This is a genomic window from Streptomyces sp. NBC_00104, from assembly GCF_045160825.1.
GTDB lineage: Bacteria > Actinomycetota > Actinomycetes > Streptomycetales > Streptomycetaceae > Streptomyces.
Genome location: NZ_CP108215.1, coordinates 7,476,230 through 7,491,277, shown reverse-complemented (window position 1 = coordinate 7,491,277; position 15,048 = coordinate 7,476,230). Strand labels below are relative to the sequence as shown.

Sequence of the window (15,048 nt, the reverse complement as noted above, 5' to 3'; positions counted from 1 at the left end):
TCTTAGAAGAGTGGGCATATCCAGCGTTTTTGTCGACCACTCGCGCTCCTGTCCGAGCCCCGCACGAATCTGACCGGATCCACCCGCACGCCCCGCCGGCGACTCGCTCGCGCCAGGGCGTCGGGGGTACAAGCCTGCGTACGAGGCGGCCACGACCCGTGGCCGTCGCACAGTACGAAGGAGTCGGCCATGGCCCCACCCATGTCCGCGGGCAGGTTTCTCACCGTCCTCAAGAACGAGGGCGTCCGGGTCGTCGAGGTCGGCGACTGGGAGCATCACAACCGCAACCACGTGGGCCCCTGGGGCCCCGTCCACGGCGTGATGATCCACCACACCGTCACCTCCGGCAGCGAGCGCACCGTCCGCATCTGCCGCGACGGGTACTCGGGCCTGCCCGGCCCCTTGTGCCACGGCGTCATCACCAAGGACGGCCGGGTCCACCTCGTCGGCTACGGCCGCGCCAACCACGCAGGCCTCGGCGACGACGACGTGCTGCGGGCCGTGATCGCCGAGGAGGCCCTCCCGAAGGACAACGAGGCCAACACCGACGGCAACCGGCACTTCTACGGTTTCGAGTGCGAGAACCTCGGAGACGGCCAGGACCCCTGGCCGGAGGCCCAGCTCGACGCCATCGAAAGGGTCTCCGCGGCCGTCTGCCGCCACCACGGCTGGAACCAGCGGTCCGTCATCGGCCACCTCGAATGGCAGCCCGGCAAGGTCGACCCCCGGGGCTTCACCATGGCCCACATGAGAGACCGGATCCGGGCCCGCCTGCAGTAGGGGCCCGATCGCGGGCGAAGCCGACGCCGACCGGTCATGTGTCCGACAATGGGCACGTGACCGGACAGCCCGCCGCCCCCGACCCCGCCGTCCTGCACCCCCGGCTGCCGTCGCCCCTCCAGGAGGTCGCGGACGAGCGTTTCGCCCGCCACGGCGTCCGGCTGCTCCTCAAGCGCGACGACCTGATCCATCCGCGGCTCGTCGGCAACAAGTGGCGCAAGCTGGCCCCCAACCTGCGCGCGGCGGCCGGCCGGCCGCTGCTCACGTTCGGCGGCGCCTACTCGAACCATCTGCGCGCCACCGCCGCCGCGGGCCGCCTCCTGGGCCTGCCCACCATCGGCGTGGTCCGGGGTCAGGAACTGGCCGATCGCCCCCTCAACCCGTCCCTGGCCCGCTGCACGGCGGACGGCATGCGCCTGCACTTCGTCGACAGATCGACGTATCGCCACAAGTCCGACCCGGCCACCCTGGCCGCCCTCCTCCGCGCCGCCGACGCCGAGGGCGCCTACGTCGTCCCCGAGGGGGGCAGCAACGCCCTCGCCGTACGCGGCTGCCAGGACCTCGGCACGGAACTGCGCGGCCGGGCCGACGTCGTGGCCCTCGCCTGCGGCACCGGCGGAACCCTCGCCGGTCTGGCCGCCGGCCTGGCCCCCGACCAGCGCGCCCTCGGGATCCCGGTCCTCAAGGGAGGTTTCCTCGAAGGGGAGATACGACGACTCCAGGACCAGGCTTTCGGTGGTCCGCGCGGCGACTGGCGTCTCGACGACCGCTTCCACTTCGGCGGCTATGCCCGCACCACCCCCGAACTGGACGCCTTCGCCGACGACTTCGAAGCGCGCCACTCCCTCCCCGTGGAACGTCTCTATGTCGCCAAGTTGCTCCACGGACTTGTCGCCCTGGCGACGGAAGGCGCCTTCCCGCGCGGGACGACGGTCACCGCGGTGATCACGGGCCGCCCGTTCGCGGAACACACGGCCTAGGACCGGCCCAGGACCGGTCGGACCGGTCGGACCGGTCTAGGACGCCTCCCGATAGACCGCCGCCTCCTCCAGGTCCAGTCGCCGCAGGAGCGTGCGCAGCATCTCGTCGTCGATGTACCGGCCGTCCCGCAGCTTCACGAAGACCGCGCGTTCGGCGCCGATCATCTCCCGGGAGAGGCGGCTGTAGGTGTGGTCGACGCTCTCCCCGGTCATCGGGTTCACCGCGCCGAGCCGCTCCCAGACGGCGTTGCGGCGCCGTTCCAGGACCGTGCGGAGGCGGTCGACCAGCGGGGGCGGCAGTTCGTTGCGCTCGTTGGCGAGGAGGTCGTCCAGACGGGCCTCGGCGGCCCGGGACGCCTGGGCCTGGGCGTTGGCCTCGGCCAGGGTCTCGGCCTGCTGGTCGCGCCCCGGCAGCTTCAGGACCCGGATCAGCGGCGGCAGGGTCAGCCCCTGGATGACGAGCGTCCCGATGACGGTCGTGAAGGTCAGGAAGAGGATCAGGTTCCGCTCGGGGAAGTCCTCCCCGCCGTGCACGGTGAGCGGGATCGAGAAAGCGATGGCCAGCGAGACGACCCCCCGCATGCCGGCCCAGGCGATCACGAAAGGCGCCTTCCAGGTGGGGTTGACCTCCCGCTCCCTGATGCGCCGCGACAACATCCGCGGCAGGAAGGTCGCCGGATACACCCACAGGAAGCGGGTCGCGACCACGACGAGGAAGAGGGCCACGGCGTACCAGCTGGCACGGACCCCCTCGTACTCGCCCAGACCTTCGAGGACGACCGGGAGTTGGAGACCGATGAGGGCGAACACGGCGGATTCCAGCAGGAAGGTGACCATCTTCCAGACGGCCTCCTCCTGGAGGCGGGTGGCGAAGTCGACCTGCCAGTTGCGGTAGCCGAGGTACAGGCCGACGACGACCACGGCGAGCACCCCGGAGGCGTGCACCCACTCGGCGAGCCCGTAGGCGACGAAGGGGATCAGCAGGGAGAGGGTGTTCTGCAGCAGCGCTTCGCTGAGGTGCGTGCGCAGCCAGTGGATCGGCATCATCAGCAGCAGGCCCACCGCTATGCCGCCGACCGCCGCCACCAGGAACTCGATGATGCCGCCGGTCCAGCTCGCGCCCTCGCCGATGGTGGCCGCGAGGGCGACCCGGTAGGCGGTGATCGCGGTCGCGTCGTTCACCAGGGACTCGCCCTGCAGGATCGTGGTGATCCTTGACGGCAGCCCCACGCGCCGGGCGACCGCCGTCGCCGCGACCGCGTCCGGCGGCGCCACCACCGCGCCGAGCACCAGCGCGGCGGTCAGCGGCATCCCCGGCACGATCTGGTAGGCGGCCCAGCCGACGGCGAGCGTCGCGAAGAGGACGTAGCCGACCGACAGCAGCGCCACGGGCCGCAGTTGGGCCCGCAGGTCGAGGTAGGAACTGTCGCTGGCGGCCGTGTACAGCAGCGGGGGCAGGATCAGCGGCAGGACGATCTCGGGATCGAGCTCGTAGTGCGGCACTCCGGGCAGATAGGCCACCGCGAGCCCCGCCGCCACCAGCAGCAGCGGGGCGGGCACCGGCGTACGCCGGGCGGCACCGGCGACCGTCGCGCTCCCGGCGACCAGCAACAGCAAGGGCAAAAAGTGCATCGCTTCCGCCGCCTTCATTTCCGCGCGAGGTTCCGCGCACCCGTCGTAACCTGGCAATCATGAAACAGTGCACGCACGCGGACGCGCTGCCGCACCCCGAGCCCGATCCCCTGAGCGAGACCTGCCCGGAGTGCCTGGCCGCCGGGAGCCACCCGGTGCAGTTGCGGATCTGCCTGGAGTGCGGACACGTGGGCTGCTGCGACTCCTCGCCGATGCGGCACGCGACCGAACACCACAAGGAGAGCGGCCATCCCATCATGCGTACGTTCGAGGCGGGCGAGAGCTGGCGCTGGTGCTTCGTGGACCATGTACTCGTATGACGCCCGAAGCCGAGACGTCGCACGACGGAACCATGTCACCCCGTGACACGTCGACGTACTCGTGTGACACGGTTCGGCAGTCCGGCGCCTGGGTACGTCAATCCGGCGCGCGCTCTTCCTATTTGAGGCCCGCAGACCTCTAGCCACCGAGCGTATTCATAGGCTTACTATGAGTGACAGCATGGGGTGGGGTCCTCAGGACCCCGAGGACACGACGCTCGGTAGCGCGATAGCGTCACCGCTGAACCACGTAGCGCGTTACCCCGGGGGGCGACCCTCGGCCCCCGAAACAGCTTGTACCACCTTGGAGGTGAGGGTGTCCCAGATCGCAGGCGAGCCCGGGACCCAGGACTTCGTGGAAGTCCGGCTGCCGGCCGCGGGTGCCTACCTGTCGGTGCTGCGTACGGCGACGGCCGGCCTCGCGGCACGTTTGGACTTCACCCTCGACGAAATCGAGGACCTGCGCATCGCGGTCGACGAGGCCTGCGCGATCCTGCTTCAGCAGGCCGTGCCCGGCTCGGTGCTCAGCTGTGTCTTCCGCCTCATCGACGATTCACTGGAGGTCACGGTGTCGGCCCCCACCACGGACGGCCACGCCCCCGCACGTGACACCTTCGCCTGGACCGTGCTGTCGGCCCTGGCGGGCAAGGTGTCCTCCGCGGTCGCCGACGACAAAACCGTTTCGATCAGCCTCTACAAACAGCGCGGCGCGGGACCCGGGCCGGCGTGAGGAACGGGGACGGGCCGGTGCGGGACGAAGAACGCGGCACACGGGAACTTCCCGCGGAGGATGACGGCGGTCCGAGCGCGCCGGCGCATCTGGCGGACGGCGTCGACGGCATCCCCGAGCAGGCCCGGCCGCACCCGGAGGACGAGTCCTCGGCGGCCGGAGCCTCTCGGTGGGCGGATCCGGCCGACGGCGAGGAGCGCGAGGCACCCTCCGACGGGCAACGGGCTCCGGAGGGTGTCCTCCGGAGCACCACGTCCTCACGAGGGCGGACTGGGGCCTCCCCCGCTCGAGCACAGTCGAGAGCTGGGGGAACGGTGACGGCGGGCGGGACTATGAGCGAGCACGAGCGACACGACGAGGCGGGCGCGCAGAGCGTGCGGAGCACGCGGCACGACCCTCAGGACCGCAGTGGGGCGCGAGCCCTGTTCGTAGAGCTGCGCGCCCTGCCGGAGGGCAGTGCCGAGTACGCGGAGATGCGGAACCGGCTGGTCCGGATGCATCTGCCGCTCGTGGAGCACCTCGCACGCCGGTTCCGCAACCGCGGTGAGCCGCTGGACGACCTGACGCAGGTCGCCACCATCGGCCTGATCAAGTCGGTCGACCGCTTCGACCCGGACCGCGGCGTGGAGTTCTCCACGTACGCGACCCCGACGGTCGTCGGCGAGATCAAGCGTCACTTCCGCGACAAGGGCTGGGCGGTGCGGGTGCCGCGCCGGCTGCAGGAGCTGCGCCTCGCGCTGACCACGGCCACGGCCGAGCTGTCCCAGCAGCACGGCCGCTCCCCGACGGTGCACGAGCTGGCCGAGAAACTGGCCATCTCGGAGGAGGAGGTCCTGGAGGGCCTGGAGTCGGCCAACGCCTACTCCACGCTGTCCCTGGACGTCCCCGACACCGACGACGAGTCCCCGGCCGTCGCGGACACCCTCGGCGCCGAGGACGAGGCGCTGGAGGGCGTCGAGTACCGGGAATCCCTGAAGCCGCTGCTCGAAGACCTCCCGCCCCGTGAGAAGCGCATCCTGCTCCTGCGCTTCTTCGGCAACATGACCCAGTCGCAGATCGCCCAGGAGGTCGGCATCTCCCAGATGCACGTCTCCCGCCTGCTGGCGAGGACCCTGGCGCAGCTCCGGGAGAAGCTGCTGGTCGAGGAGTAGCGCAGACGGGGAGCGGATACGCCGGTGCGCACGACCGGCTACCGCTTCGTCTCCTCCGCACGCCCCGGCCCCTGGATTCCGAGGGCCTGGGTCGTCGCGGGATTGATCAGCAGGACCAGCGCGGCCACCGCGACCACGGCCAGCACGATGCCCGCCGGGATCGCCACGCTGTCGGCGCGCAGCAGGTTGTAGGCCACCGGCAGCGCCATGATCTGGGTGATGACGGCGGGCCCCCGGCTCCAGCTCCGCCGCAGCAGCAGCCCGCGCGCGGCGATCAGCGGCAGCAGGGCCAGCGCGATGAGGGTGACGCCTCCGGTGACGCCGGTGGTCAGGTCGTCCGCGTCGCCGTTGAAGCCGAGGAGGAGCATGGCTCCGCCGCCCACCAGCAGGGCCACCCCCTCCAGAGTGGCCAGCGCGGCCGCGGCGGTCAGCCGCCCGGGGCGGGGCTCGGCGTCGGAGTCGTCCGGCGTGGGGGTCTGCTCAGGGCTCACCCGTGAAGGGTAGCCCTCGCCCCTCCACGCGCCCCCACGTGCTCATCGTCACTACCCGATCTCCCCCTTGATCCGCACCTCGGTATGGGCCGAGTACCACCCAGTAGGTACCCTGCAACTCATGCGTGCACTTCTCGTGGTCAATCCGGCGGCTACCACCACAAGCGCACGTACGCGCGATGTGCTCATCCACGCCCTCGCGAGCGAGATGAAGCTCGAGGCGGTCACGACCGAGTACCGGGGCCACGCCCGGGACCTGGCCCGCCAGGCCGCGGAGGGCAAGGACGACATCGAGCTGGTCGTCGCACTCGGCGGCGACGGCACGGTCAACGAGGTCGTCAACGGCCTGCTGCACCACGGCCCCGACCCCGACCGCCTCCCCCGCCTCGCCGTGGTCCCCGGCGGCTCCACCAATGTCTTCGCCCGCGCCCTGGGCCTGCCCAACGACGCCGTGGAGGCGACCGGCGTCCTGCTCGACGCGCTGCGCGAGAGCCGGGAGCGCACGGTCGGCCTGGGGATGGCCGCCGGCACGCCGGGCACGGAGGACGAGGCGGTGCCGTCCCGCTGGTTCACCTTCTGCGCCGGCTTCGGATTCGACGCCGGTGTGATCGGCCGGGTCGAGCAACAGCGGGAACGTGGACGGAAATCCACACACGCTCTTTACCTGCGTCAGGCATTTCGGCAGTTCCTGGAAGAGCCCCACCGCAGACTCGGCACGATCACTTTGGAGCGGGCCGACGAGGAACCCATTTCCGATCTTGTGCTGTCCATAGTCTGCAACACGTCCCCGTGGACGTTTCTGGGCAATCGCCCGGTGTACGCGTCACCTAAGGCCTCGTTCGATAAAGGTCTCGACGTGCTCGGTCTCAGCCGCATGTCGACGCCCGCGCTCGCCCGATATGGCACACAGTTGCTCACTTCGTCCCCCGAGCGCGGACCCCAGGGCAAGCACGCCACTACTCTGCATGACCTGACCGACTTCACCTTGCATTCGAAGGCCCCGCTCCCCCTCCAGATGGACGGCGACCACCTCGGACTGCGAACGAGCGTGACGTTCACAGGCGTACGCCGTGCACTGCGTGTGATTGTGTGAGCGGAACGGGCAAAAGTCCTTCCACTCGAACGTTTAGGCCAGGATCCACCCCATGGAAGTACGGCTGTGACACAGTCGACACCGAGGAATCAAAAAAAACTTTCCGGAAGGGGTTGTATCCGCCGCTGAGGTTTGCGAGTCTCTACGTGGCGCTCGGGACAGCCCGCAACACCGGCTCAAGCAAGCGCCAGAATCCCTCCTCAATCCACAGGACCACACCAGTCTGTCTGGTGATCGGCCCTTCACTTGTTGAGGGATTCGTGAAAGCGTTCACATTCACAAGCAACGTGCATGTAATACCAAGGAGAGGTAGCAGCCATGGACTGGCGTCACAACGCCGTTTGCCGCGAGGAAGACCCCGAGCTCTTCTTCCCCATCGGCAACACCGGTCCTGCGCTGCTGCAGATCGAGGAAGCCAAGGCTGTCTGCCGTCGCTGCCCGGTTATCGAGCAGTGTCTGCAGTGGGCGCTTGAGTCCGGCCAGGACTCCGGCGTCTGGGGTGGTCTCAGCGAGGACGAGCGCCGCGCCATGAAGCGCCGCGCCGCCCGCAACCGGGCCCGTCAGGCATCCGCCTGACATCCCACCCAGCAATAGCCTGAGCTTGGCGGCGCGCACAGCGAGTGCGCTTCTCCCGCCCCCGAGCCGCAGCGCGCAGTGCCCCCGATGCGCTTAATCAGCCACGAGCCCGAGCCCCGGACCACATGATGGTCCGGGGCTCGGTGCTGTTTCCGGTACGACAGCCGTGGTGCCCGCTGGGGGTACGACCGCCGTATTCGCCGCTACTTCTGGGCGCGCACCGGGATGTCCAGGATCACCTGGGTGCCCCGCTCCGGAGCCGGGACCATGTCGAAGGTGCCGCCCAACTCCCCCTCCACCAACGTCCGTACGATCTGCAGGCCGAGGTTGCCGGAACGGTGCGGGTCGAAGCCCTCGGGGAGGCCGACGCCGTCGTCCTGGACGGTGACGAGGAGACGGGTCTCCTTGGTCGTGCCGCCGCGCACGGCCGACACCTCGACGTTTCCGGTGTCTCCCTCGCGGAAGCCGTGTTCGAGCGCGTTCTGCAGGATCTCGGTGAGGACCATGGAGAGCGGGGTCGCGACCTCCGCGTCCAGGATGCCGAACCGTCCGGTGCGCCGGCCGGCGACCTTGCCCGGTGAGATCTCGGCGACCATCGCGAGCACCCGGTCGGCGATCTCGTCGAACTCCACACGCTCGTCCAGATTCTGGGACAGCGTCTCATGCACGATCGCGATCGACCCGACCCGTCGTACCGCCTCTTCGAGGGCCTCGCGGCCACGCTCGGACTCGATGCGGCGGGCCTGGAGGCGCAGCAGCGCGGCGACCGTCTGGAGGTTGTTCTTGACCCGGTGGTGGATCTCCCGGATGGTCGCGTCCTTGGTGATCAACTCGCGCTCGCGGCGCCGCAGTTCCGTCACGTCCCGCAGCAGCACCAGCGAACCGATGCGCGGCCCCTTGGGCTTGAGGGGGATCGCGCGGAACTGGATCACCCCGTCGATGGACTCGATCTCGAACTCGCGCGGCGCCCACCCGCTCGCCACCTTGGCCAGCGCCTCGTCCACCGGCCCCCGGGACGGGGCGAGTTCGGCGGTCGTCCGGCCGAGGTGGCAGCCCACGAGGTCGGCGGCGAGGCCGAGGCGGTGGTACGCGGAGAGGGCGTTGGGGGAGGCGTACTGGACGATGCCGTCGGCGTCGAGCCTGATCAGTCCGTCGCCGACGCGCGGCGAGGCATCCATGTCGACCTGCTGGTCAGGGAACGGGAACGCGCCCGCGGCGATCATCTGGGCCAGGTCGGAGGCGCTCTGGAGGTACGTCAGTTCCAGTCGGCTCGGGGTCCGCACGGTCAGCAGATTGGTGTTGCGCGCGATGACGCCGAGCACGCGCCCCTCCCTGCGCACCGGGATGGACTCGACCCGTACGGGCACCTCCTCTCGCCACTCCGGGTCGCCCTCGCGGACGATCCGGCCCTCGTCGAGGGCGACGTCCAGGAGGGGGCGGCGGCCGCGCGGGACCAGGTGGCCGACCATGTCGTCCTGGTACGAGGTGGGGCCGGTGTTGGGGCGCATCTGGGCCACGGAGACATAGCGGGTGCCGTCACGTGTGGGGACCCAGAGGACCAGGTCGGCGAAGGAGAGGTCGGACAGCAGCTGCCACTCCGACACCAGCAGATGCAGCCATTCCAGGTCGGAATCGCTGAGACCGGTGTGCTGGCGGACGAGTTCGTTCATGGAGGGCACGTGTGCGAGCGTACCTGGCAGTACGGACATGACCGGAAACAGTGGTCGGTATGGCCGGTCAGGGCTCGGTAACCGGCTGCCGCGGGCCCCGGAAACACCCGCGGGCCGCGGCGCCTGAGAGGGACCCTCAGCCCTCCCGGCACCGCAGCCCGGAGCAACATCGGCCGTGGGGTGTGCGGTCCCAGTCGGCCGAAGGATGAGGATCCGGAGCAGTCAGGGCAGAGAGCGCCGGGTCCTCGGTCCGCCTTCCTGTGCGGGGAAGACGGAGGCTTGTCGTCGTCGCGTGCGATCGTCCGCGGCCGGGGCCGCTGATCGATCACATGCTCCACCACGCATTGTTGACTAGACCACTGCGTGTGTCCATGCGTTGGCGGATGTTTGTTGTTGTTCCCTTGTCCGACATCCACCGACGGCTCACACGCAGAGTAGCCGCTTCGGCCCGGGGGTGGGCCGGAATGCCGTGGCCTGCCCCCCAGCCGGTTCCGCGACCGGTCCAGTGACACGTCAGGGACGGGGCCGGATCGCCGGGGCGAGTTCGGCGACCGCCTCCAGCTCCTGTCGGGTGGCCCCGTCCCGGGCCTGCCGGGACATGCTGGGACATGCCCTGGATGACCGCTCCGGCCTGCCGGGCCAGGGCGGTGGCGCCGGTGTCCGCGAAGTGCGCGGTCACGACCTTGCCCCGTTCGCTCGCGGCCGAGACGGCACCCCGCGGCCTCTTCGCCAACTCCGTCGGACCCGGCTTCATCGACACCGACCTGACGCGCGCGGCGCTCGCCCATCCGGCGGTGCGCGCCCACGCCGAGGCGGTCTCGGCCCGCAAGCGCGTCGGCACGGTCTCCGACGTCGCGGACGTGGTGGCGTCCCTGGCCTCACCCGGCACCCGCTGGATCACGGGCCGGCGCCTCGACGCGACAGGGGGCTCGCTGCTCGGCCCGCACTGGACGGCTCCGAGCCGGTCGACCCCTGTGGCGCAGGAGCCACCCCTGCTAGATTGGTCTACACCACATGAGAGACGCTTGACCCCGCGGGTTCCGGTCGAGCCCTCTTGAGTCCTTCTTTCCAGATCGGCAGGCCCAGCGTGGAAGTTGTCATCGTTCCGGATGCCAAGGCGGGTGGCGAGCTCATAGCCGAGGCGATGGCGGAGTTGCTCCGGCGGAAGCCCGATGCGCTGCTCGGGGTGGCCACGGGGTCGACCCCGCTGCCCATCTACGAGGCGCTGGCGGAGAGGGTGCGGTCCGGTGCCGTGGACGCCTCGCGGGCGCGGGTCGCGCAGCTCGACGAGTACGTGGGGCTGCCGGCCGAGCATCCCGAGTCCTACCGCTCGGTGCTGCGACGGGAGGTGCTGGAGCCGTTGGGGCTCGGCATGGACGCGTTCATGGGGCCCGACGGGACCGCCGAGGACGTGGCGGGGGCGTGCGAGGCGTATGACAAGGCGCTGACCGAGGCGGGGGGTGTGGATCTGCAGTTGCTCGGCATCGGGACCGACGGGCACATCGGGTTCAACGAGCCGTGCTCGTCGCTCGCCTCCCGGACGCGGATCAAGACACTGACCGAGCAGACCCGGATCGACAACGCGCGGTTCTTCGACGGCGACATCGAACAGGTGCCGCACCACGTCATCACCCAGGGCATCGGCACGATCCTGGAGGCCCGGCACCTGGTGCTGCTCGCCACGGGCGAGGGCAAGGCGGACGCCGTCGCGGCGACCGTGGAGGGGCCGGTGGCGGCGGTGTGCCCCGCCTCGGCGTTGCAGCTCCACCGCCACGCGACCGTCGTGGTGGACGAGGGCGCCGCGTCGAAGCTGAAGCTGGCGGACTACTTCCGGCACACGTACGGCAACAAGCCTGACTGGCAGGGGATCTAGGGCCGCCGGGGGTACGAGCAGGCGCCACCGCCCGGTGAGAAGGGCTGTGGCGCCTGCTTGCGTGGAGCTATGGGCTGTCGGGCGAGGGGTGCTCGTAGGTGGGTGGTCGCGAGGAGCCCTTGCCGGTCCCGAGCCGACCCCGCCGATTCGCTACCGCGCCCCCGCGATGACCTCCGCCGCCGCCCTTCCGCAGACCCTCGCCGCGCCGTGGGTGGCGATGTGGAGGGCGCCCCGGGGTGGGGACTGGGGGATGCCCATCTCCACGACGATCGTGTCGGGGCGCGCGGTGAGGAGGGTGTCGAGGGCGGTGGTCATCCAGGGGTGGCGGTGTTCGTCGCGGACGACGGCGACGATGCGGCGGGTGCCGGCGACCGCCAGGGCGGAGGCTCCGGCGCTGTCGCCCGTGAAGGTGCCGGTGTCCGTGCCGGGGAGGAGGCGGGCCAGCTCCGCACCGACGCCCCAGGGGGTCTCGTCGCCCACGGCGATGTTCGCCACCGGGGTGAAGGCCGCGACGTAGAGAGGCTCGGTGGGCGGCTCGTGGGGCTCCGCGAAGGTCGTCGTGAGGGCGCGGCGGGCGGCCACGAGGCCGACGCCCCCGCCGGTGCCGTCGGTCTCCCCGATGGCTTCGGGCCCCCTCCCGTCGCCGTCGCCCGCTCCCCCGGCGGCCGAGCGCGTCCACTTCGCCAGTGCCCGCACCCGGTTGGCCGCGTCCGCCAGGCGTTCCTCCGGGAGGTCACCGTCGCGGACGGCGGTGACGAGGGCGTCGCGGAGGCGGCGGACGGTCTCCTCGTCGGCGAGGCCACCGCCGACACAGATGGCGTCGGCGCCGGCGGCCAGGGCGAGGACGCTGCCGTGTTCGATGCCATAGGTGCCGGCGATGGCCCGCATCTCCATGCCGTCGGTGACGATGAGGCCGTCGTAGCCGAGCTCGCCGCGGAGGAGCTCCGTGAGGATGCCGTGGGACAACGTTGCCGGAAGGTCGGGGTCCAGGGCGGGGACCAGAATGTGGGCGCTCATGATCGCGCGCGAACCGGCGGCGATGGCGGCCCGGAAGGGTGCCAGGTCCCGGGAGTCCACGAGCGAGCGGTCCGCGTCGATGCGGGGCAGGGAGAGGTGGGAGTCGACGGCGGTGTCGCCGTGGCCCGGGAAGTGCTTGGTGCAGGCGGCGACGCCCGCGGCCTGGAGGCCGGTGACATAGGCGGCCGTGTGGCGGGCGACCAGGCCGGGGTCGGCGCCGAAGGAGCGGACCCCGATGACGGGGTTGGACGGGTTGGCGTTCACGTCGGCCGACGGGGCCCAGTTGAGGTTGACGCCGCACTCCGCCAGGCGGCGGCCCAGGGCGAAGGCGACCGCTCGGGTGAGGTCCACGTCGTCGACCGCGCCCAGGGCGTGGTTGCCCGGGAAGGAGGAGCCGGTGCGGACCTCCAGGCGGGTGACGTCGCCGCCCTCCTCGTCGATCGCGACCAGGACGTCCTCGTGCTCGGCGCGCAACCGGGCGGTGAGGGCGGCCAGTTGTCCGGGCGAGGTGATGTTGCGGCCGAAGAGGCCGACGGAGGCGAGGCCCTCGCCGAGGCGGCGCAGCAGCCAGTCGGGGGCGGTGGTGCCCGTGAAGCCGGGCTGCAGGACCGTCAGCGCGTCCCGCGTGAGCCCGTCCCGTCCGGAGGGAGAACCGGGCGAGCCAGTGGCGAATGTCGTCATCGGGGTGGTCATCCCTTCACGGCGCCCGCGGTGAGGCCCGCGGCCATCTTGCGCTGGACGAGGAGGAAGAGGACGACGATCGGCACGGCCATCAGGGTGGAGCCGGCCATCATCGGGGCGTATTCGGTGCCGTGTTTGGTGGTGAAGTTGCCGAGCCAGACGGTCGCGGTCTGGTTCTGCTGGCTCATCAGCATCAGGGCGTACAGGTACTCGTTCCACGCCTGGATGAAGCCGTAGACCGAGGTCGCCACCATGCCCGGTGCGAGCAGCGGGAACACCACGCGGATGAAGGCGGTGGTGCGGGAGCAGCCGTCGACCATGGCCGCCTCCTCCAGCTCGCGCGGGATGTTGACGATGAAGCCGCGCAGGGTCCACACGGTGAACGGGAGGATGAAGGTCAGATAGGTGATGATCAGGCCGGTCAGGCGGTCGTACTGGCCGAGGTCGTTCAGGAGCAGGAAGACCGGGATGATCATCGCGACCAGCGGGACCATCTGCACCGCCAGGATGCCGACGATGACCACCTTCCGGCCGCGGAAGGCGAAGCGGGAGATGGCGAGGGCGGCCAGCATGCCGACGACGATGCCGATCACGACGACCGTGAGGGAGACGACGAGGCTGCGACCGACCGGGCCCCAGAAGTCGGCGATGTCCAGCGCCCGGCCGAAGTTGGCGAAGGTGACCGACGTCGGCAGCAGGCTGGGGTCGGGGTCGATCGCGTCCTTGGCGGGCTTGAACGCCGTGTTGAGCATCCAGTAGACGGGGAAGCCCGCGGTGACGAAGACGAACAGGCCGAGGAGGTTCCAGCCGAGCTTGGACCTCCGGGGACCGGAGACGGTGGCGGTACTCATTCGACCTCTCCGATCTTCAGCATCTGGCGCATGTAGACGCCGATCACGCCGAGCAGCAACAGCACGGTCAGCAGGGCGATCGCCGAGCCCTGCGCGTAGTCGTTGACCACGAAAGCCCTGTCGTACGAGTAGGTGGTGAGCAACTGGAACTCGGCCTCCGGGTGGCCGTTGCGCATCACGAAGACCTGGGGGAAGACGCCCATGTCCCAGATGACGGAGAGGGTCGTGAGCATCACGATGATCGGCTTGAGGATGGGCAGCGTGACGTAGCGGAACACGCCCCACGCGCCGGCGCCGTCGAGGCGTGCGGCCTCCTCCAACTCCTTGGGGACCTGGGTGAGTCCGGCACTGAGGGTGATGACGACGAACGGCACCGCGCCCCACACCACGAGGAGCGTGATGACGGCCAGGCCCTCGGGTCCGCTGGCGAACCAGTTGTGACCGATCATGTCGACGCCGGGGAGCTTGCTGAGGAGCGCGTTGAAGATGCCGTAGTCGGAGTCGAAGAGCCACTTGAAGACGGTGGTGGCCACGATGATCGGCATGCCCCAACTCGCCACGAGCGCGATGTTGACGAGCATCTTCACCCAGCCGGAGACCCGCTGGAGCAGCAGGGCGATCGCCATGCCGATGACCATCGTGAAGACGACGCAGGCGGCGGCGAAGACGACGGTCCGGACGACGACCGTCCAGAACTCGCTGTCGCCCAGCACCTTGGAGAAGTTGTCGAGGCCGACCGACTCGGCGGGCTTGAATCCCCACAGCTGGGACTGGCCGAACTCCTGGAAGGACAGGGTGACGAGGCGGACCAGCGGATAGCCGAGGACGACGGCGAGAATCAGCAGGCAGGGGGCCAGGAGGGCCCAGGGGACAGCGGCTCCACCTGTCAAACGTCTGGTCGAACTCCTGGTCTCCACCGGAGGAGTTGGCGGCGGCGCCGGCCGCGCGGGCGGCACCTTCGCAGGGGCGGTCGTGTCTGCGGCACTCATCGCGCGCTCCTAAGCAGATGAAGGAGGGGCCGGCAGCGAGCGCCCCGAAGGGGCGCGGGGAACTGCGCGACCGGCCACGACGCACGGGCAGCGAGCCAACCACCCATCGCGGCACTTTCTGGTGTCACGCACCGGCTTGTGTCACGCACCGGTCTGTGTCATGCACCGGCTTGTGACGCCCCCGGTCGGGCCCGGCACCGTCCGCCGGGCCGAC

General features: G+C 70.3%; 15 protein-coding genes and 1 pseudogene. 9 read left to right on the top strand and 7 right to left on the bottom strand.

The features are described 5' to 3' along the window. Positions 1–189 precede the first annotated feature (189 nt). Entirely contained in the window at positions 190–780 is a 591-nt protein-coding gene (locus OG272_RS33015; protein WP_327727859.1) for an N-acetylmuramoyl-L-alanine amidase, read from the top strand. A gap of 56 nt (positions 781–836) precedes the next feature. Further along, positions 837–1,760 carry a 1-aminocyclopropane-1-carboxylate deaminase/D-cysteine desulfhydrase gene (locus tag OG272_RS33010; RefSeq protein WP_405895381.1) on the top strand — a complete coding sequence of 308 codons (924 nt, stop codon included), beginning with the start codon at positions 837–839 and terminating at the stop codon, positions 1,758–1,760. Positions 1,761–1,796: 36 nt separating this feature from the next. Here OG272_RS33010 and OG272_RS33005 read toward each other — a convergent pair whose 3' ends face one another. After that, a complete protein-coding gene (locus OG272_RS33005; protein WP_405895380.1) occupies positions 1,797–3,392 on the bottom strand; it encodes a Na+/H+ antiporter in 1,596 nt (531 codons plus the stop codon). 59 nt (positions 3,393–3,451) lie between these two features. On the opposite strand from OG272_RS33005, the gene OG272_RS33000 reads away from it, so the two are divergent. From OG272_RS33000 to OG272_RS32990, 3 genes are all read left to right on the top strand, one after another. Further along, on the top strand, positions 3,452–3,712 hold the full coding sequence (locus tag OG272_RS33000) for a UBP-type zinc finger domain-containing protein (RefSeq protein ID WP_326577643.1): 261 nt from the start codon (positions 3,452–3,454) through the stop codon (positions 3,710–3,712). A 316-nt stretch (positions 3,713–4,028) separates the two neighbouring features. Next, positions 4,029–4,442 (top strand): anti-sigma regulatory factor, encoded by a 414-nt coding sequence (locus tag OG272_RS32995; protein WP_200304968.1) that lies wholly within the window; start codon positions 4,029–4,031, stop codon positions 4,440–4,442. Then, positions 4,439–5,593 carry a SigB/SigF/SigG family RNA polymerase sigma factor gene (locus tag OG272_RS32990; protein WP_326577644.1) on the top strand — a complete coding sequence of 385 codons (1,155 nt, stop codon included), beginning with the start codon at positions 4,439–4,441 and terminating at the stop codon, positions 5,591–5,593. Before OG272_RS32995 ends, OG272_RS32990 begins: the two co-directional genes overlap by 4 nt. A 38-nt stretch (positions 5,594–5,631) precedes the next feature. On the opposite strand, the gene OG272_RS32985 is transcribed toward OG272_RS32990, so the two are convergent. Beyond that, on the bottom strand, positions 5,632–6,084 hold the full coding sequence (locus OG272_RS32985) for a hypothetical protein (RefSeq protein WP_327727862.1): 453 nt from the start codon (positions 6,082–6,084) through the stop codon (positions 5,632–5,634). A 121-nt stretch (positions 6,085–6,205) separates the two neighbouring features. Between OG272_RS32985 and OG272_RS32980 the strand changes: the two genes are divergently transcribed. Both OG272_RS32980 and OG272_RS32975 read left to right on the top strand, forming a co-directional pair. After that, positions 6,206–7,177: a diacylglycerol kinase family protein gene (locus OG272_RS32980; protein WP_327727863.1), complete on the top strand. Its 972-nt coding sequence runs from the start codon at positions 6,206–6,208 to the stop codon at positions 7,175–7,177. A 318-nt stretch (positions 7,178–7,495) separates the two neighbouring features. Beyond that, the gene (locus OG272_RS32975) at positions 7,496–7,753 is read left to right on the top strand and encodes a WhiB family transcriptional regulator (RefSeq protein WP_003992873.1); all 258 of its coding nucleotides are present in this window, start codon (positions 7,496–7,498) and stop codon (positions 7,751–7,753) included. A 203-nt stretch (positions 7,754–7,956) separates the two neighbouring features. On the opposite strand, the gene OG272_RS32970 is transcribed toward OG272_RS32975, so the two are convergent. Together OG272_RS32970 and OG272_RS32965 are read right to left on the bottom strand one after the other, a co-directional pair. Beyond that, positions 7,957–9,423 (bottom strand): PAS domain-containing sensor histidine kinase, encoded by a 1,467-nt coding sequence (locus OG272_RS32970; protein ID WP_327732121.1) that lies wholly within the window; start codon positions 9,421–9,423, stop codon positions 7,957–7,959. 513 nt (positions 9,424–9,936) lie between these two features. Continuing rightward, positions 9,937–10,087, bottom strand: a pseudogene (locus tag OG272_RS32965) (TetR/AcrR family transcriptional regulator); the annotation flags it as partial. Between OG272_RS32965 and OG272_RS32960 the strand changes: the two are divergent. After that, the gene (locus OG272_RS32960) at positions 10,032–10,481 is read left to right on the top strand and encodes an SDR family oxidoreductase (protein WP_328223994.1); all 450 of its coding nucleotides are present in this window, start codon (positions 10,032–10,034) and stop codon (positions 10,479–10,481) included. The pseudogene OG272_RS32965 and the gene OG272_RS32960 sit on opposite strands and share 56 nt — an antisense overlap. 29 nt (positions 10,482–10,510) lie before the next feature. Beyond that, positions 10,511–11,296, top strand: a complete 786-nt coding sequence (gene nagB, locus OG272_RS32955; protein ID WP_326577648.1) for a glucosamine-6-phosphate deaminase — start codon at positions 10,511–10,513, stop codon at positions 11,294–11,296. Between the two features lie 150 nt (positions 11,297–11,446). Here nagB and OG272_RS32950 read toward each other — a convergent pair whose 3' ends face one another. Genes OG272_RS32950 through OG272_RS32940 form a run of 3 tightly spaced genes read right to left on the bottom strand, consistent with a single transcriptional unit; the run spans position 11,447 to position 14,834 of the window. Continuing rightward, positions 11,447–12,994, bottom strand: coding sequence for a glycoside hydrolase family 3 protein (locus OG272_RS32950; protein WP_405895379.1), 1,548 nt, complete (start codon positions 12,992–12,994; stop codon positions 11,447–11,449). Between the two features lie 8 nt (positions 12,995–13,002). Further along, complete coding sequence (locus OG272_RS32945) at positions 13,003–13,845, bottom strand: carbohydrate ABC transporter permease (protein ID WP_326577651.1); 843 nt, start codon at positions 13,843–13,845, stop codon at positions 13,003–13,005. Continuing rightward, positions 13,842–14,834, bottom strand: a complete 993-nt coding sequence (locus OG272_RS32940; protein ID WP_327727866.1) for a sugar ABC transporter permease — start codon at positions 14,832–14,834, stop codon at positions 13,842–13,844. The genes OG272_RS32945 and OG272_RS32940 overlap by 4 nt, the downstream gene beginning before the upstream one ends. Positions 14,835–15,048: the final 214 nt, after the last annotated feature.